The 17,963-nt window shown below is 62.0% G+C and carries 15 protein-coding genes and 1 tRNA gene; 6 read left to right on the top strand and 10 right to left on the bottom strand.

Annotated features, from left to right (window positions below; translation table 11 throughout):
• The first annotated feature begins 70 nt into the window (after positions 1-70).
• Both GDR53_RS06120 and GDR53_RS19865 read left to right on the top strand, forming a co-directional pair.
• On the top strand, positions 71-778 hold the full coding sequence (locus GDR53_RS06120; RefSeq protein WP_193337189.1) for a glutamine amidotransferase-related protein: 708 nt from the start codon (positions 71-73) through the stop codon (positions 776-778).
• A 119-nt stretch (positions 779-897) separates the two neighbouring features.
• Entirely contained in the window at positions 898-2,391 is a 1,494-nt protein-coding gene (locus GDR53_RS19865; RefSeq protein ID WP_193337188.1) for a methyl-accepting chemotaxis protein, read from the top strand.
• Here GDR53_RS19865 and yihA read toward each other — a convergent pair.
• The 4 genes from yihA to rpmH form a co-directional block, all read right to left on the bottom strand.
• Positions 2,388-3,032: a ribosome biogenesis GTP-binding protein YihA/YsxC gene (yihA, locus tag GDR53_RS06110; RefSeq protein WP_193337187.1), complete on the bottom strand. Its 645-nt coding sequence runs from the start codon at positions 3,030-3,032 to the stop codon at positions 2,388-2,390. The two genes, GDR53_RS19865 and yihA, sit on opposite strands and share 4 nt — an antisense overlap.
• A gap of 77 nt (positions 3,033-3,109) precedes the next feature.
• Complete coding sequence (gene yidC / locus GDR53_RS06105) at positions 3,110-4,936, bottom strand: membrane protein insertase YidC (RefSeq protein WP_193337186.1); 1,827 nt, start codon at positions 4,934-4,936, stop codon at positions 3,110-3,112.
• Positions 4,933-5,328 carry a ribonuclease P protein component gene (gene rnpA, locus GDR53_RS06100; RefSeq protein WP_193337185.1) on the bottom strand — a complete coding sequence of 132 codons (396 nt, stop codon included), beginning with the start codon at positions 5,326-5,328 and terminating at the stop codon, positions 4,933-4,935. The genes yidC and rnpA overlap by 4 nt, the downstream gene beginning before the upstream one ends.
• Positions 5,329-5,351: 23 nt before the next feature.
• Positions 5,352-5,486 (bottom strand): 50S ribosomal protein L34, encoded by a 135-nt coding sequence (gene rpmH, locus GDR53_RS06095; protein WP_046136922.1) that lies wholly within the window; start codon positions 5,484-5,486, stop codon positions 5,352-5,354.
• Between the two features lie 227 nt (positions 5,487-5,713).
• Between rpmH and GDR53_RS06090 the strand changes: the two genes are divergently transcribed.
• The 3 genes from GDR53_RS06090 (at position 5,714) to GDR53_RS06080 (ending at position 8,833) form a co-directional block, all read left to right on the top strand.
• Entirely contained in the window at positions 5,714-7,144 is a 1,431-nt protein-coding gene (locus GDR53_RS06090; protein ID WP_193337184.1) for an FAD-dependent oxidoreductase, read from the top strand.
• A 53-nt stretch (positions 7,145-7,197) separates the two neighbouring features.
• Complete coding sequence (locus GDR53_RS06085; RefSeq protein ID WP_193337183.1) at positions 7,198-8,637, top strand: sensor histidine kinase; 1,440 nt, start codon at positions 7,198-7,200, stop codon at positions 8,635-8,637.
• A gap of 119 nt (positions 8,638-8,756) precedes the next feature.
• Positions 8,757-8,833 (top strand) — tRNA-Arg (locus GDR53_RS06080).
• 1 nt (position 8,834) lies between these two features.
• Here GDR53_RS06080 and GDR53_RS06075 read toward each other — a convergent pair.
• The 5 genes from GDR53_RS06075 to GDR53_RS06055 all read right to left on the bottom strand — a co-directional run bounded on the left by GDR53_RS06075 (position 8,835) and on the right by GDR53_RS06055 (position 13,794).
• On the bottom strand, positions 8,835-9,785 hold the full coding sequence (locus GDR53_RS06075) for a tyrosine-type recombinase/integrase (protein WP_232846745.1): 951 nt from the start codon (positions 9,783-9,785) through the stop codon (positions 8,835-8,837).
• Between the two features lie 1,041 nt (positions 9,786-10,826).
• A protein-coding gene (locus tag GDR53_RS06070; RefSeq protein ID WP_193335575.1) for an IS3 family transposase occupies positions 10,827-12,022 on the bottom strand; the annotation gives its coding sequence in 2 pieces (ribosomal slippage) (positions 10,827-11,773 and positions 11,773-12,022; 1,197 coding nt in all).
• 55 nt (positions 12,023-12,077) lie between these two features.
• Positions 12,078-12,467, bottom strand: a complete 390-nt coding sequence (locus GDR53_RS06065) for a hypothetical protein (protein ID WP_193337181.1) — start codon at positions 12,465-12,467, stop codon at positions 12,078-12,080.
• A complete protein-coding gene (locus GDR53_RS06060; RefSeq protein WP_193337180.1) occupies positions 12,464-13,153 on the bottom strand; it encodes a hypothetical protein in 690 nt (229 codons plus the stop codon). Before GDR53_RS06060 ends, GDR53_RS06065 begins: the two co-directional genes overlap by 4 nt.
• 119 nt (positions 13,154-13,272) lie before the next feature.
• Complete coding sequence (locus GDR53_RS06055) at positions 13,273-13,794, bottom strand: hypothetical protein (protein WP_193337179.1); 522 nt, start codon at positions 13,792-13,794, stop codon at positions 13,273-13,275.
• A 173-nt stretch (positions 13,795-13,967) separates the two neighbouring features.
• Between GDR53_RS06055 and GDR53_RS06050 the strand changes: the two genes are divergently transcribed.
• Positions 13,968-14,378, top strand: a complete 411-nt coding sequence (locus GDR53_RS06050) for a hypothetical protein (protein WP_193337178.1) — start codon at positions 13,968-13,970, stop codon at positions 14,376-14,378.
• A gap of 21 nt (positions 14,379-14,399) precedes the next feature.
• On the opposite strand, the gene GDR53_RS06045 is transcribed toward GDR53_RS06050, so the two are convergent.
• Positions 14,400-17,945 carry an AAA domain-containing protein gene (locus GDR53_RS06045; protein WP_193337177.1) on the bottom strand — a complete coding sequence of 1,182 codons (3,546 nt, stop codon included), beginning with the start codon at positions 17,943-17,945 and terminating at the stop codon, positions 14,400-14,402.
• Between the last annotated feature and the right edge of the window lie 18 nt (positions 17,946-17,963).

The following is a 17,963-nucleotide window of genomic DNA, read 5'->3' as shown; positions in this document are numbered from 1 at the left end:
TGACCGGGCAGGCATTGCCTTGGCCCGGTCAAAGGCGTTTAAGGATCTATCCGCGATCAGATGGCTCCTTATGAAACTCACCATTCTCCAGACCGGCGAAGTGCCGCTGCCGCTGCGCAGCCGCTTCGTGCCCTATCGCAAGATGTTCGAAGCCATGTTCGACCAGACCGGGCAGGGCTTCAGCTACGAGACGATCAACGTCGCCGAGGGCGAGCCGTTTCCAGACTTGGCACGCCTTGAAGGCGTGGTGATCACCGGCTCGGCCGCGGGTGTCTATGACGATCTGCCCTGGCTCGAGCCGCTGCGCGATTTCATCCGCAAGGGTTATCAGCAGCGCACCCCGCTGCTCGGCATCTGCTTTGGCCACCAGATCATGGCCGATGCGCTGGGCGGGGACGTGCGCAAGTCGCCCAAAGGCTGGGGCCTCGGCCGCCACACCTATGAGGTCACGGCCCGGCCCGGCTTCATGCCGCAGGCGCCCTCGGCGCTGGCGGTCGCCTGTTCGCATCAGGATCAGGTGCTTGTCCCGCCGCGCGAGGCCGAGGTCATCCTGGCCTCCGACTTCACGCCCAATGCCGGACTGGCCTATCGCAATGGCGCCGCGCTGAGCCTGCAGCCGCATCCAGAATTTGCCGATGACTACACCGTGGCGCTGGCCGAGCTGCGCCGCGGCAAGGCGCCCGACGAACTGGTCGATTCGGCCGTTTCCTCGGTGGCCATGCCCTCGCACAGCGCTGACGTTGCGGGCTATATTGGGCGCTTCTTCAAGGAACGCTGAGCATGGCTCGGTCGGCGGCCATGCCGCAAACTTGGCGCTGTGCCTTGATCTAGGTCAACGGCGCCCCACCGATTTGATGCGATCGTGCGCTGGTCTGCCCATAGCGCCAGGAATCTCGCGTGTTCAATCTCGATAAACTGTCCATCACCCAGAAACTGGTTGCCGCCTTTCTCGGTTTCGGGGCCCTGGTGGCCGTGTTTGGCGGCATGGCGATCATGCAGCTGCTGGCGCAAGACAATATGGCCGTCATCGTGCCGCTGGTCCTGGCTGGGGCAGCCGCAGCCTCGGGCTGTCTGGCGGTCTTCGTGCTGTTCCAGCGCGTGGTGTCGAGCCGGCTCCGGACCCTGGTGGCCCTGACCGGCGAACTGGCCGCCGGCCACACCGATCTGGCCATTCCGCCCCAGAAGGTCAGCGACGAACTCACCGTCATGTTTGATGCGCTGGAGGCCTTCCGCGCCGCGCTGGTGGAACAGGCGGCGCTGCAGCAGAGCGAACGCCAGCGCGAGACCGAAGCCAGCCTGCGCCGGCGGGCGGCCGACCGGCTGACCGATGACCTGCAGGCGACGCTGCGCGCCGTCATGGCAGGTGATCTCGGCCGGCGCGTCGATGTCGCCTATGAGCAGGCCGAGCTCGGCCAACTGGCCACCGAGGTCAATGCGCTGCTCGAGGCCGTCGACAAAGGCCTCACCGGCACCGGCCTGGTGCTGTCAGCCCTGGCCCGGGCGGACCTCACGGCGCGCGTCACTGGCGCCTTTACCGGTGCCTTTGCCGAGCTGCGCGACAATACCAATGCCGTGGCCGAAAAGCTCTCCAGCGTGGTGACCGATCTGCGCGTGACCTCGCGCGCCCTCAAGACCGCCACCGGCGAGATCCTGGCCGGCGCCAATGACCTGTCCGATCGCACCACCCGCCAGGCGGCGACGGTGGAAGAAACCTCGGCCACCATCGAGCAGCTGTCGCGCACTGTCGGCGCCAATGCCAGCCGCGCCCGCGAGGCCAACCAGGCCGTCTCGGCGGCCTCGGCCATCGCGGTGGAAAGCGGCAAGGCCATGGAATCGGCCACCGCCGCCATGTCGGCCATCACCACCTCCTCGGCCAGGATCTCCAGCATTATCGGGCTGATCGACGATATCGCCTTCCAGACCAATCTGCTGGCGCTCAATGCGTCGGTGGAAGCCGCCCGGGCCGGCGATGCCGGCAAGGGCTTTGCCGTGGTGGCGGTGGAAGTCCGCCGCCTGGCCCAGTCCGCTGCCAGTGCCTCGGCCGAGATCAAGCAGCTTATCGATGTCTCTGCCGGCGAGGTGGCCGGCGGCACGCAGCTGGTCATGGACATTGCCCAGCGCATCGTTGCGCTCAACGGCTCGGTGACCCAGAGCGCCACGCTGATCGGGGAGATTGCCGACGCCAGCCAGAGCCAGGCTTTGGCCATCGAGGAAGTGGCCGTTGCGGTGCGGCAGATGGATGAGATCACCCAGCACAATGCGGCGCTGGTGGAAGAGACCAATGCGGCCATCGAGCAGACCGAGGCCCAGGCCGCCGAACTCGACCGCATTGTCGACGTCTTCACCCTCGCCGACGCCAGTATCCGGCCGGGCAGTTCTCGGGCAGCCTAGCTCTCGAGCAGCATCGCGATTTCGGTGCGCAGCTCGCGCAGGCCGTCGCCCTTGACCGATGAGGTCAGGATCACATGGGGATGCGCGGCCGGCCGCTTGGCGATCGCCGCCTTGGTGGCGATGATGACCTTGTCGAGCTCTTCCTTGCTGGGCTTGTCGGCCTTGGTCAGCACCACCTGATAGCTCACGGCGGCATGGTCGAGCTCGTTCATCACCGTCAGGTCGGTGTCCTTGGGGCCGTGGCGGCCATCCACCAGCACATAGACGCGGCGCAGCGTGGCGCGGCCGACCAGATAGCGGTGGATCAGCTTGGTCCACTGCCGCACCTTGTCTTCCGGCGCACGGGCATAGCCATAGCCGGGCATGTCAACGATGCGCAGGTTCTCGCTCTGGCTCTCGAAGATATTGAGCTCCTGCGTGCGGCCCGGCGTATTGGAGGTGCGGGCCAGACCCGACATGCCGACCAGCGCATTGATCAGGCTGGACTTGCCCACATTGGAGCGCCCCGCAAAGGAGATTTCCACCCGGTCCATCTCGGGCAGGTCGGCAATGCTGACGCAGCCTTTGACGAACAGGAACGGCCGGGCGAACAGCAGGCGGCCGCGTTCGATCATGTCGGGGGCGTAATCGATAGTGGTCATCGTGCTTGGCCTTCAAAAACAAGGTGCCCGCCGGAGGGTCCCGGCGGGCATGTAGCATGACTGATCGGTGATGGCGATCAGGCTTTGGGTGTCGCGTCCGCCTTGGGCTTGCGCTTGAAGGCGTCCAGGATGTTGCCGATCAGGTTCACTTCCACGCCATGGCGCTTCATGATGAACCACTGCTGCGTTACCGACAGCGTATTGTTCCAGGCCCAGTAGATCACCAGACCCGCCGGGAAGGTGCCCAGCATGAAGGTGAAGATCACCGGCATCCAGTTGAAGATCATCGCCTGGGTCGGATCTGGTGGCGGCGGGTTCAGCTTCATCTGGACCCACATGGTGATGCCCATGATCACCGGCCACACGCCCAGGTGCAGGAAGCTGCCGATCAGCGGCAACGTCGTCGGCTCCCAGGGGATCAGGCCGAACAGGGTGAAGATATTGGTGGGATCTGGCGCCGCCAGATCCTGGATCCAGCCGAAGAACGGCGCATGGCGCATGTCGAGGCTGATGAAGATGACGGTATAGAGCGCAAAGAAAACCGGAATCTGGATCAGCACCGGCCAGCAACCGCTGAGCGGATTGATCTTTTCGGTCTTGTACAGCTCCATCATCGCCTGCTGCTGGGCCGGGCGGTCTTCCTTGAAGCGTTCCTGGATGGCTTTCATTTCAGGCTGCACGCGGCGCATGGCGGCCATCGAGGCATAGGAGCGGCTGGCCAGCGGGAAGAACAGCGCCTTGACGATGACGGTCACGGCCAGCACGGCGACGCCGAAATTGCCGATAATGCCATTGAGGAAGGTCAGCAGGTAATACATCGGCTTGGTCAAAAAGCCGAACCAGCCCCAGTCGATCAGCAGGTCGATCCGGTCAAAGCCATAGGACTGCTGATAGCTGTTGATGACCGATTCTTCCTTGGCGCCGGCAAACAGGTAGCTCTCATGGGTCGCCGTTGCGCCGGCGGCCACCACCAGCGGCGTGGTTTCCACAAAGCTGGTCTGGTAGTCGTCATAGCTGCCGGTATTCTTCCACGAGAACAGCGCATTGATCGCCGTTGCCGGCTTGGGCAGCACGGCCGTGGCCCAGTACTTGTCCGAGAAACCCAGCCAGCCGCTGGTATTGTCGAAGCGGACCTGCTGGTCCTTCTGCATGTCGGTGTACTTCTTGGACACCATGTTGTTCGAGCCCAGCACGCCATGCGGGCCTTCATGCTGGATGAAGAAGTTGGCCACCTTGGGCGTGCCGTGGCGGGCGACGCGGGCATAGGGGAACAGCGCGACATCGCCGCTGCCATTATTGGTCACCGACTGGGTGACGGTGAACAGGTAGAATTCATCGACCGCAAAGGTCCGGCGGAACACCAGGCCCGCGCCATTGTCCCAGCGCAGCGTTACCGGGGTCGTGGCGGTCAGCGTGCTGGCGCCGCCCTCGACTGTCCAGACGCTCTTGCTGTCCGGCACGGCCACAGTGGTGCCGGCGGCCGGCACGAAGCCCTGCTCGGCGAAATAGGCATTCGGCACGCCCGCGGGGGTCAGCAGGGTGATGATCGGGGAGTCCGGATCAACCGTCTCCTGATACTGCTTGAGCTCGAGGTCGTCGAGACGCGCGCCGGTCAGGTTGATCGAGCCGTGCAGGTCGGGGGTGTCGATGGTGACGCGCTCGCTGGCGCCAATGGCCTCGGCGCGGTCGGCGTAGAACACGGTGCCGTCGGCGGCTACGGTTCCTGGCGTGCCCGCGGCAACGGCCGTTGCGGCCGGCGTGGCCTCGCTCTGGGCCTGCTCGGCGGCAATCTGGGCCTGCTGCTGGGCCCGCTCGAGCTGCGGACCGGCAATGAAGAACTGCCAGCCGAACAGCACGATCATGCTGAGCACGATGGCCAGGATCACATTGCGATTATCGGTCATTGTTTTGGTTTCCGTGGGCCGCGGCCGGAAGAGGTGCGCTGTTCATTCGATCTGGGTGCGTGCACGCGCACGATCAAGGCGCCCAGATCGGCAACCAGCTTGGCAAAGGGTTCGCTCAGCGCTTCGCGCCGTCCCACCAGCACATAATCGTGGGCGGGCACAAAGTCACGCGCACATGCTGTCACAGCGGCGCGCAGGCGACGTTTAATTCGGTTGCGTTCGGGAGAATTGCCCGTCTTCTTGGTGACGGTAAAGCCGATGCCTGCTTCCGGCTGGGGTGCGGCAATCGCCTGCAGCCCAAACGCAGAGCGCCCGGCGCGATTGCCCCGGGCAGCCCTTTGAAACTGGGAGCGCTTGGTCAGCCGACGCAGGGCATCAGGCTTGGGCGCCATGGCCGTCATCCGGCCAGATGGCCTTAGGCCGTGAGCTTCTTGCGACCGTCACGACGGCGCTTGTTGATGATGGCACGGCCGTCCTTGGTGGCCATGCGGGCACGGAAACCGTGACGGCGGGCACGCACGAGCTGCGACGGCTGATAAGTACGCTTCATGACATCAAACCGCGCGGACGCGGTTCCTCTGGATTGCTGCTCTTGAGCAAGAATATCGGACACACATCAAGCGCTGGGCGCCCACGGTGCGGGTTGGTGGCGTCTATAGGGAAAACTCGACCCCAAGTCAACGCGCCAGACGAGACTTCCTGACGCCCTATGCCCCGTTGTTTTCTCGTGCGGCGCGCCCCATAAGTCCAGCCTCTAGCACTTTATGCCTGGCGGACATGGCCGAAATCCTCAAAGCCGATCTGTGCATTATCGGGGCCGGCGCGCTCGGGCGGATGCTGGCCATTGACGCGCGGGCCCGTGGCCTCAATGTCATCCTGGTGCAGCGGCCCACCGAGCTTGCCGGCCAGACCACCAGCGCCGCCGTGCAGCGCGCGGCCTTTCTGGCCAGTGCCAACCACGCCCAGGCCGCAGCCTCCGCCGCCGCTTTGGGCCTCGCCAAAGCCGCGCCCAAGCCCGGTTTCCGCGCCATCGGCGAGCGGGCCGCCGCGCTGGCCGAGGCCGCCGCACCAGCCGCGGCCCCCGCCCATCTGGTCGCCCAGGGCATTACCATGCTGACCGGCCCGGCCGAATTTGCCGATTCGCGCACGCTGCGGCTGGGCGATAGTCTCATTCGCGCCGGCCAGTTCGTGCTGGCCACCGGCAGCACGCCGCGCCTGCCCGATCTGCCCGGGCTCGACCAGGTGCCATTCTTTACCCCCGACACCATCCTGGACAATCTGCGCAAGCTCAGCCACCTGCTGGTCATCGGCGGCGATGCGGCGGCCTTTGAACTGGCCCAGGCCTATGCCCGGCTCGGCGCCATGGTGACCCTGGTGCCGCAGGGCCCCGTGCTGCCCGGCTTTGATCCCGAGCCCGTGGCCGTGCTGCTGCGCGCGCTGCGCGAGGAGGGTGTCGACATTCTTGAGGGGGCCCAGGTCACCGCCGTGCTGCCGCGCAGCCAGGGCACCGGCATTGCTCTGGCCCATGCCGATGGCAGCCTCGCCACCCTCGACGTCTCCCATATCCTGGTCGCCGCCGGCCGCGTGCCCGATCTCGATCCGGCCGTGCTCGCCGCGCTCCGGCTCCGGCGTGATCGCCAGCGTCCCGATCATCTGCAGGTGACGCCCGAAGGCCAGACCTCTTCTGCCCGCATCACCGCCATTGGCGGCGCCGCTGGCGTGTTCGACGCGCCCCATGCCTTGCGTCAGGCCGCCCATGTTTTGGCCCGCGCCAGCGGCGCGGCGCCCGGGCGCATTGACCTGCAGCGCCTGCCGCGCCTGGCCAATACCAGGCCGGCTCTGGCCCAGCTCGGCGGGGCAGGGGCGCTGCTGCCGGTCCGTCCCGGCCAGCTGCTGCTGCGCGCCAGCGCCAGCGAAACAGACGCCGCCCGCGCGACGGGCAGGCTGATCGGCGGCGCCAGCCTGCTGGTGGCGGCCAATGGCACAGTTCTGGGCACCACCATACTGGGCGATGGCGCCGCCGAGCTGGCCGCCATGCTGGCTTTGGCCATCGATCGCGACCTCGGCGCGGCGGACCTGGCCGATCTGCTGCTGCCCCCGGCTAGCCTCGCGGCATTGCTGGTCGATCTCGGCCGGCAATACCGGGCCCTCCATCCCCCCTCGGCCTGGGCCCGACGGTGGGCCGTCCTGCGCCGCCTGCTGCCCTGAGATGCGTGCCGCAGGGGCTTACGCCGTGCTCGCGTTGGCTTATAGTGCGCGCAATGACACCTCTCCGCAGCGCCTTGCCCAGCCGCTTTGCCGGCCTCTCGATCAAGCTCATCGCCACCATCAGCGCGGTGATACTTCTGGTCGAAATCGTCGTCTATCTGCCCTCGCTGGCCAATTTCCGCGCCAACTGGCTCGATGACCGCCTGCGCGTCGGCGTCGTGGGCGCCCGCGTGCTCGACGCCGTGCCCGATGTCATGGCCCTGCCGCGCAGCCTGACCGACCGGCTGCTGACCTCGGCGGGGGCCTATGCCATCGTCTATCGCCGCGAGGGCCAGAGTCAGCTCATCGAGCTGGCCGATCCGGTGACGCCCGATATCGTGGTCACCGCCGACATGCGCCAGCGCGACCTGCCCACCCTGATCATGGGGGCCGTCGATACCCTTTTGGCCGGCCCCGGCCGCACCCTGCGCATTATCGGGCCTGGCGATCTCGACCAGACCATGGTGGAAATCCTCCTGCCCGAGCGGCCGCTGCGCCAGGAACTGCTCGACTATTCCGGCCAGGTCGTCGGCATCTCGCTGGCCCTGGCGATTCTGACCGCCCTGGCGCTCTATCTGCTGGCCAGCTACCTTTTCATCCATCCGGTCCGGCGCCTGACCGAAAACATGCTGGCCTTCCGCCAGGCCCCCGAAAATGGCAGCCTGATCATCACCCCCTCGGCCCGGCGCGACGAGATCGGCATTGCCGAGCGCGAGCTGGCGGCCATGGAAACCGACATTTTCACCCTGCTGCGCCAGCGCCGCCACCTGGCCGATCTGGGCCTGGCCGTTGCCAAGATCAATCATGACCTGCGCAATACCCTGACCTCGGCGCAATTGCTGTCCGATCAGGTGGCCACGCTCGACGATCCCAAGGTGCAGCGCCTGGCGCCGCGCCTTGTCACCACGCTCGACCGCGCCATCGGCTTTGCCCAGTCCGTGCTCGACTATGGCCGCGAGACCTCGGTGCCGCCGGTGCTGGCGCCCACCGCCATCAGGCCGCTGGTCGAGGAGGCGGCCTTTGACGCGCGCCTCTCCGGTCATCCTGCCATCACCTTCACCAATGCCATCCCCGACAGTCTCACGCTCCGGGTCGATGCGGGCCAGCTCGGCCGCGTCCTGCTCAACCTGCTCAAGAACGCCCGCGAGGCCCTCGAGGCGGCCGCCGGCAAGGTCGAGGCGCCGACGGTGTCGGTTTCGCTCCTCACCGGTCCCCAGGGCATTACCCTGTCGGTTGCCGATAACGGCCCCGGCCTGCCGCCGCGCGCCCGCGATAACCTGTTTGTCGCCTTCGAGGGCTCGGCCCGTGCCGGTGGCACCGGCCTGGGCCTGGCCATTGCCCGCGAGATCGCCGACGCCCATGGCGGCCAGCTCAGCTTCGTCGATCAGCCCGTCGGTACCCGCTTTGATCTGGCGCTGCCCAACACCCTGCTGGTGAAAAACCAGGGCGTGTAGAAAAACCTTCATCGACGCTTGCCAAGCCAGAAACGCCCCTGTATGGGTTGCGCCGCTTCAGGCAGACAGGCGTACTCGCCGCTTCCTGAAATTGCCGTTTCAAAAAGAGACGGCCGTGCGCGCCCTTAGCTCAGCTGGATAGAGCACCAGACTACGAATCTGGGGGTCAGGAGTTCGAATCTCTTAGGGCGCGCCATTCACTTCAAAGACTTAGCAATATTGTTGCTGCCGCCGCGGTCGGTGGTTTGCAACTGGTTTGCAAAATTCGTGCTGCTTGCGTTCTGGAACTTATCCATTGCTGCTGTGGCGAGCGTCGCCGTGCGGGCCAGATAGCGCTCGATAATGCCGTGAACCGACTTCAAGCTGTGGCCGGTAATCGAGGCAATCTCCGGGACGCTGCAGCCGGCCTCGGCGAGCATTGTCACGGCCGTGCCGCGAAGGTCGTGGAAGTGCAGGTCGGTGATGCCAGCGGCCTTGCTGGCCTCTTCCCACTGCCCCTTGAAGTAGCGGGCCTTCCACGGTCGTCCGGTCTTGGTGTTGAGAATGACCAAGGCGGATCGCTCCATGCCGTCCAGCATGCGCGCCAGAGCCTGGGTGCAGGGCACAATGACACGCTGCGCGCCCTTGTTCTGCCGCAAGCTGATCTTGCCCTCATGGTAATTGGTCCAGACCAGCTTTAGCAGGTCGCCCTGCCGCTGACCGGTATGAAGTGCCAGGATCAGTGCACGTTGCATCTCGAGGGGAGCGACTTTCATGAAGGCTTCAATGTGTTCTGGAAGCCAAAGCTTCTCGGAACGATCGACCTTGTGAAGGCGCTTGAACCCCAGCACGTGGTTGCTGAACACCTGGCCATTGTCGATGCCCCACGAGAGCATAGCCGAAACCACGCTCAGCCGGTTATCGGCCTCACGTTCTCCGGAGCTACTCGCTACATCTGCGCGCCATTTGAGAAAGTCGCTGCGGACTCGTGGGTCTTCGAGCACTTCCAGTGGCATGGTGCCGAACCGGACCTCCACCTTGGTCAGCATACGCCGGTATTCCTTCTGTGTGCTTTCCGCCCGCTTCGCGAACTCCGGCGAAAGTGTGTAGTCGCGAATGAGGCCGACAAGCGTCCCTTTGAGCTTCGTGACCCGGCTCTGCTCTGCCATGGCGTAGTCGTGTAGGAATTCTGCGGATCCGGGGGCGCCGCGAAGAGGGCTGCCAGTGGCACGGTGATAGAAATGGATCCTGACTGTGCCGTCATTAAGCAGTTTTCGAACGGTGTTCACGCCCTTGAGATTAGCCCTGACCACGGGCACTACTCCAAGCGTCATATGCGGTTAGCGCATCTTTGGTCGAGGTGGTGGTGCCGCTTGCTCTGTCGAGCGCCTGGTCTATGGCGTTCCTATCCCACCTACGGGTCCGTCCGTATGTGGGCAGGGAGTTGGGCATGGTGCTAGCCTCCACAAGCTTAGAAAAGTGGCCAGGACTGACGCCAACATAACTCGCGGCTTCGGCACGGCTCAGCACCCTGCGGTCGTTAGGCGCGAGGGCATGAATAAGGGCGGCGGTCAGCGCCATGATACGATCTCTTTCATAATTGCTAAATTATCGCGCTCGCGTCCATTCAGACACGTGTCCTGCAGGGTCAGTTGATGATCGGCCGAAATTTCGAAGAGTCTAATTATTGAGATGCTTAGCCAATATTTGTTCGGCTCACGTATCTTGCTTATAGCGAAACGAAGCGTGGAATTACGCAGGTCAGATCTGGCGCTTTTCGGCATTGCCTCTAGCCAATATTACCTTGAGTTATAGTTCGACGTGCTCGCTCTGGGGGCAGTGGGAGATAATTAGATCAACCGGGTTTTGAGGATTGAACGGACGTCTCCACGCAAGGGTAGCGGTGAAGTGCCCGAAGTGACCACCAACGGCTAGGGGCTAGGCGATCCCTCGTTCGGCAATCGCAAGCACCACGAGGCGCATGCGGTTTATGCGGCTACGCTGGATGAAGCGGCAGCCCTGATAAGCCAAGGCTTCTCGCTTTGGATGGGCTGTAAGGGCAAGCGCGCGTCACTTATCTCGCCACAAAGCCTGCGCGTTATTCACACAGAGTCACACTGAAGCACCACGCCCCCGACCTATAAGGCCGAGGGAATGTGGCTTTGGTCACCGTCTTATGAGCTGCGTTCGCCTGACGTGAGCCCCCGACTTCATCCAGCCGAGAGCAGAGTCCTTTCGTCGTTTGAGCCTTTCGGGCTCGGTGGTGCAATGGGAGGGAGCGCGGTGCTCCCCAGTTGCTCAAGCGCTCCGTCCCATTGCATGCCGGGAGCGTTGAGTTTTGCGTAGATGGCCGGCGGCAGATTGCCAAGGCTGCCATGTGGTCTGACTGTGTTGTAGTCCTCCTTCCAGGCCGCCAGGTTGAACCTGGCGTGTGCCAATGAGGTGAACAGGGTCTCGTTGAGCAGTTCGTCACGCAGCCGGCCGTTGAAGCTCTCCACGAACGCGTTCTGTGTCGGCTTGCCGGGCGCGGTGTAGTGCCATTCAATCCGCCGATCCTGGCTCCAGCGCAGGATTGCCATACTGGTCAGTTCCGTCCCGTTGTCACTGACCACAGTGTGCGGTCGGCCACGCTGGACCATGAGCAGATCCAGTTCTCGCGCCACCCGAAGCCCGGACAGCGATGTATCGGCGATCAGGCAGAGGCATTCCCTGGTATAGTCATCGACAATGCACAGGATGCGGAAGCGTCGACCATCGGTCAGCGCATCGCTGACAAAATCGAGGGACCAACGCTGGTTCGGACCTGACGGCAGGACCATGGGCGCCCGTGTACCCAAGGCTCTTTTGCGGCCGCCGCGACGGCGAACCTGCAGCCGTTCCTCGGCATAGATCCGACGCAGCTTCTTGTGGTTGAGCATGATCCCCTCCCGATCCAACAGCACATGCAGCCGGCGATAGCCGAACCGGCGGCGCACGGCCGCCAGTTCGCGCAGCCGTGCCCGAACGGCCTGATCATCGGATCGCGTGCTCACATGACGCACCGATGTTCGATCAACCCCGATCACCGAACACGCCCGACGCTGGCTCACCGCGAAGGCCTCGCAGAGGTAAGCCACGGCTTCTCGCCTGACGGCGGGCGTTACCATTTTTTTGTGCTGAGATCCTTGAGCATGGCGTTGTCCAGCATCGCCTCGGCCAACAGCTTCTTGAGCCGGGCGTTCTCGTCTTCCAGGACCTTGAGCCGCCGTGCCTCGCTGACGTCCATGCCGCCGAACTTGGCCTTGTACTTGTAAAACGTCGCGCTGCTCACGCCATGCTTGCGGCACACATCGGCAGTCGGCATCCCGGCCTCCTGCTCCTTGATCATGCCGATAATCTGTTCCTCGCTGAACCGCGAAGCCTTCATTGTCCGTCTCCTTTAATGGACGGACTCTACTCATTTTTGGAGGAGATCTAAGGGCTCACGTCACGCCGTCCCTGGCACGGCCAAGATCGTCACGCCAAAATTCCGGCCCGCGAGCGACTTCATCCCGGACGTCAATGGCGAAGCTTGCAGCCCAGTCCTCCGACCCATATTTGTAGAATTCACCAGGCGCCATCATCCCTGCCTTTTCCAGTTCCGAGCAGACCGCCGAGGTAATGAAGATACGGAGGCGTTCGAGGTCGTTTTCCGCATGTGACTCCATATCGACGGTGGCCAACTGTCGCGCTTCTCCGACAATACGGATGGCAAGATCGCCGGTATTAATCGGCTTGTTGTTGGAGACCGCACTTTCCAACATGGTCATAACCATGACCACCTGGCGTTCGGGCAGGTTTGGCAAGTAATTCAGGACTGAGACAACGGTCATGCTGCCACCGACAGATCGGCGAACAGCTGCACGGCGAGGCTCATTGCATCCATCCCGTCCAGATGGCGGGATTTCTCGATATACTGTCCATCTACCTTACGGTAGACATGGAGCACTGGGTGGGTGTCACCACGCACCTCGAACGTCTCACCACTAATCATGCCCTCTGAGATAAGCGGACCGCGACTGGCGCTCCTCTTGTCGATCATGTGCGCGCGATATACCCCCTGCATGTGGTAATTTACCCACCTGTAGGTCATGCCCTTAACCCCGAGCTTGCGCAGAATTTTGCGGGTTTCGTTGGGCACTACCCTGTCGGACCGGTGGCAATTATGGGCACTGGTAAGAACGTCATTCCAGCCGTTAGGGGCGCCGTCGATCACCATCCGTGCAGCGACACGCATATCAGCCCGAAAGCCACTGCAATCGATATACCGCTCCAATACGCTCGTTGCCGCCTCGAGCGCTTCCTCAAGAAAGAACAGCTGCTCCTCATATGCATCAAGCGCTGATCCAGCGTCGCTAATAGTCTCCACCACGTCGTCAACGGTGCCAAACAGTTCAACACTGCAGGCAACGTTATCCAAAAGGTAACTAGCTTCACCTCCTGCCATGAAGTTCAGGAAGCGCTCGTTAGCTGTCACTTCTGTTGCCGGTGCCGAGCATGTCATGATATTTGTGGTCACGTGATTTTCTCCATAGTCACAAAGGGGTGCCGGGGTTGGTTTTAAGAACGCCTTGGCCGCTCTATTTCGCCTGGGATGGGGCTGGTGTCGCCAAACAGAGCCCCTTCCCGGCGATAATTTCAGTCGGACGCGCTGCCCTTGACGTTGATCTCAGCAAATGAGCGTCGGAAGGTTTTTCCCGAGAGCTGCGATCTGATGTCCTGCAAGGTCACAATGTCTCGCAACGCCTTAGCTTTCGCGGCTGGGTCCGACAGCTCTGACTGCTCTACCTCAGCAATTCTCGCGTCGATTTCGGCCAACTTGAAATCGTTGATCTTGCGATAGAGCTCATCTGCCGCCGTGAGGAAGACACCAGCCAACCCCTCCATACGCTCCAGCAACGATTCGCTGCTTAGGCTGACGTCTGTGCCAACAAGGTCGTCGACGTCGTATTGCGCATTTTCATCAAAGAAGCCTTCGGGGAATTGAAGGCCGAACGGAACGAAGTATTCCACGAATTCAAACGGATCGTCGCTATCACTCGGCGTGGTTTCGCTGAACGGCGTCCTGATAAATTCCATAGCCAGATCGGGTGCAGCTTTACGGGCCGCCTTTTTCCGCTCTCGGTATTCTCGTTGGTATTCCGCTGGCGTCTTGCGCATCTCATCGCCTCCTGATGATTTAACATATAACACTAACGCGTTAAAGTTGCAAGCAGGGATGCGAACGATGTGGGGAAGTGGCATCCAAATGATACGTTTGGAAACACATGGAGCCGCACCTTTCCCTTGCTGTGTTCTCGTGGAAAAGGCAGACACAATCATCGGGGGATTAGATGACAAGAACTCTTTTAGCGCTGGTCTGCGCCATGGCTATGACGGGCAGCGCGATGGCGCAGAGCCATGACGAAATGGTTGCTGGTCAGCGACCTGCTAACAGCGCGGAGATAGCCGGCGTGCTGCAAGCAATGCGAGAATATCTCTATGATCCCTATTCGGTAAGGGACGTCACCATTTCAACGGTGATGACCAAAACTCGGCGAGATGGGTCGGTATTCCACCTGATCTGCGTCAATGGAAATGCCAAGAACCAAATGGGCGGCTACACGGGCAAGCAGACGACGATGGTGCTACTTACGCCGGAAGGCCAGCACTTCAACTCGAGCCGGAACTGGTCAGATTTGAGCTTGTGCAAGCGCCTCAACTGGCGCACTTTTACTGAGACGAAAGCGCTGCAGTCACTCTGACCAGCAACTGCGGGCCCGCTTCTATAACATTCTATCCAGTTCCGAGAAGACACCGGCCTGTCCCCATAGGGCTCTATTGCCGACAACATAGAGCGCCTCTTGGGCCCGTGAGACGGCCACGTTCAGAATGTTGGGCCTTGCACCTGCCCAGTTCCGCGCGCCCTTCTGCTGAGGCATCGGAGCGCCCAGTAGGAAGATCACAGCCTCGGCCTCCCGCCCTTGAACCGTGTGCACCGTTCCGATGCGGTCGTAGGGCCAACGAGCCACGTCATCGACCCACCCAGTCAAGACACCACTGGTTCTGACTAGGTCGCGCATGCGATCCTGAACCACAACGAATGGCGTGACGATGTATAGGTCAGGGCTAGCCCCACTTTCGCGTATCATTCGTAGCAGGCTAATGACCTCGTCGCCCTCAGCGGCACACCACTTGTCCTGGCCCGATCCTTCCACATTAATCCAACGCGACGGGCCTAGCGCGTCGACAATTGGCGATTGTTTCGTCGCCTTCGCCTGCACCATTAGATTCTCATAGGCGATGGCATTGGAAATGCCGAACATCGGATCGGCGCAGCGCCGATGCACGAGCAATGGCACGCCGACATCTCTCGACCCGATCCGTGTTTCGAACGACGCGAAATAGGGAGTGGCGGCGTCAGCAAGTGTTTGCGCTGACGCCGCGGGGGCATTGTAGACAGTTTCGTCCACTTTGAACTCTTTGCAGACCGCGTCGGTGAGAGTGTCGGGCAGCACTACGACTGGCTCGATCTGAAGCGGATCGCCTACCACAACAGCTCGTCGTGAACGCATGATAGCGCCAACTGCTGCCTGTGGGAGCGCCTGGCCAGCTTCATCTATGAGCAGCCAGCCGATGTCCTCGGCGCCGATATTGGAGAACATTCGAGCGACCGAGGCGAACGTGGTCGAGACTACAGGCACTACCAAAAACAGGCTCGACCAAAGGTGCGGGATTAGGCGGTCTTTTTCCTCGCTGCCGAACGACCTTGTGCCGAAGCTATCCATCAGCAAATTGAGGTTGTGTCGTAGGGGACGTGCGGCTGCGTCTACAAAAGCGCGATGAAGATTGATCGCCGCTTCAAATAGGTCGTCCCGTTTTAACGCTGCCTGGCCGGCCAGCCACGGAGCAGCCAACTGCCGCTCCTTATGGCCACGCAGGAAGTGGGACTGGTCAATCGCAGTCCCGCCAAGGGCAGTCTCCAGCGCCTCCGCACGCCTGACGAACTCTTCGCGCTGTGCCGTTTGCGTTTGAAGCCGGGAGACCATTGCCGCCAAGCTAGCCACCTCGTGATCGTGGTCAGCGACAATTTGGTCGCGGAACTTTTCGCGGCTTTCCAAAGTGTCCCGTGCTTGTTGTGTGATCCTTGCAACCTCAACGTATTTCGCGTGCCAGCGCCTGAGGCCCTCACGATTGAAAAGCCCACTCAGGAACGAGGGTCTCGCTTCTTTCAAACGGGCTTGTGCATCATGGTTATTGAGATACTCCGCCCTGGCATTTTGAAGTTCGACCTCTGCGTTCGGCCTCCCCAATGCGAGCTGATTGACACGGTCGTTGGTAGCACTAAGCGCCGGGACCAATTGCGCTATCAGTGCATCGGTTTCGGCGATCTGATTGGGCAGCGCGGCTAGACGTGAAGCGCCATCAAGCACTTTTCTTGCGGCCGCCTCGGCCTCCTGAAATCGCTTGCGTGCCTTTCGCCAGCGCTTCAGCGCCTCGTCTTTGTCGGCCGGCGGGTCTTCCCTGGTTACGACTATGGGTGGCCGCTTGGTCTTCTCACCGTCATCAGTTTCCTCAACAATGACCGTTGGCGTTCCCGTCGCATGCTTTAGGTAGTTGGACATGCCGTAGTCCTGGTCCCACCAGAAGCGCTGACTGAACTTGAAGCGGTTACCAGCATTGCCAAGAACTGCGGCAACTATGCCCCAGCTATCCCGCTCAAGCAGTGCATCAGATACCGTCTTGAAATAGCCATTGGGGAAAGCGTCGTCCGCTACTGCCGCCAGACCAGGCAGCTCGGCGCTGACATTCTCAACGGCTTTGTTGTTCGACGAGGCAACAACGACTTCGAACCCGCGCAGCTTCGCATCGAGCTCATACATCCAGAGAAAAGCCTGACCTTTCTTGACCCTTAGTTTTGAGTTGGTGAACGCCATTTCCGGGTCAGTGTAAGTCGCCATCACGCGTGCACGCTCGGTGACGACATGAGCGACTACATCTCGCAACAGGGTGGTCTTGCCAGTCCCTGGAGGGCCATTCACGGCGAGAATGCCGTCTTCCTTCAAGTGATGTGCCGTCAGGTTCACCGCGGCTTGCTGCAGCGCCACAAGAGGGTAGCGTCCGGCCGCCGGCCACCGTCCCAATGGCATCTTTGCAGGGTCTAGCGCGTCGGCAATAGCGTCTTGATCGTGCAGCAGGTCGCGACGTGTGTCGGGGACTGTCTGTCCGATGTAGCGCTTGAGATTTGATGTGGCTCTTCCCGATTGGAACAGTTGGCGCGCCCGGTCCAAGTCGGACAGGAAGAACGAATTGAGCAGCAACGTCTCGGGCGTATCGTCGAGCTTGAACCATTGGTATGTCCGCACGCAGAATGATGGCGGGCTGACCATGTCCAGCGGCAGACCCAACTGCCCTACTAGCCAGTCGTGTGCGCTAGAAATGTCACCTAAGGTCAAGGGTTCCGGCTTACCGGAGTCATCTGTCCGTCGAACACGCTTGTCCAATGCTTCAAGCAACGTCCGCTCTGCGGCCGGCCAATCCCCGAGCGCCTTCAGATCGCCGTTCAGCGCCACGGGCACGCCCCAAGCAAAGCTTGAGAGCGCTACAGCATCTTCCTCGACTGGGCGCCCTTCCCTGTCGACGAGAATGGTCGCGAGAATGCTCTCACCGGAGCTTGGTGGCCGCTCAGCACGCTTGTCGGTGTAAACCGAAAGCAGTTGGCCGATAGCCTTCTCCATATCGATGGAACCGAGCACCACCTGATAATAAAGCCGATAGCTCGGCTTTGATTTTTCACCGCCGTTTTCCCATGGCAGTCCACGCTCATTGAACCGAGCAACCCGTTGACGATCCCCACTAGCTAAGTCCTCGGGCCGTCGAAAGCTCTGTGGCGACAGCACCTCAAGTGCTGTCCACGTGAGCATGACCCGCTCTGGCTGCGAGAGGCCAGCGACATCGGCCGAAGCCCGCGCAGGTGAAGTCGGAGGTCGGCCCAATTGCACTGAAGGCGGGCGTGAAAGTGCGGGCGCGCTTCCTGTATTGCCAGGCGCGGGTGTAGGCGGAATTTGGCGCGGCAGAGCAGGCTCGGGCACCTGAGCCGCTGGTGGTGTCTGTTTAGGGCGCGCAGGCGTTGCAGCAGGTTGCGCGGGTTTGCCCTTGGGCGACACACCCAGCGCTTGCACTGCACGGTCGCGGAGTTGGGCGGCGCGTTGTGTTTTGCGGTTCTTTAGTTCGGCGACCAGCGTCTTGAGGAACGCAGGATCATCGCGCTGGGCGTCAAATGCCTTTTCAAGATCCTCGATGCCTATTGTCAGAAAAGGGCGGCTAGCCAAAACAACAATCCAATAGAT

Origin of the sequence: Devosia beringensis, assembly GCF_014926585.1 — a bacterium.
Lineage (GTDB): Bacteria > Pseudomonadota > Alphaproteobacteria > Rhizobiales > Devosiaceae > Devosia > Devosia beringensis.
Note: the sequence above shows the minus strand (reverse complement) of the source record. Positions and strands in the feature narration are given on the sequence as shown.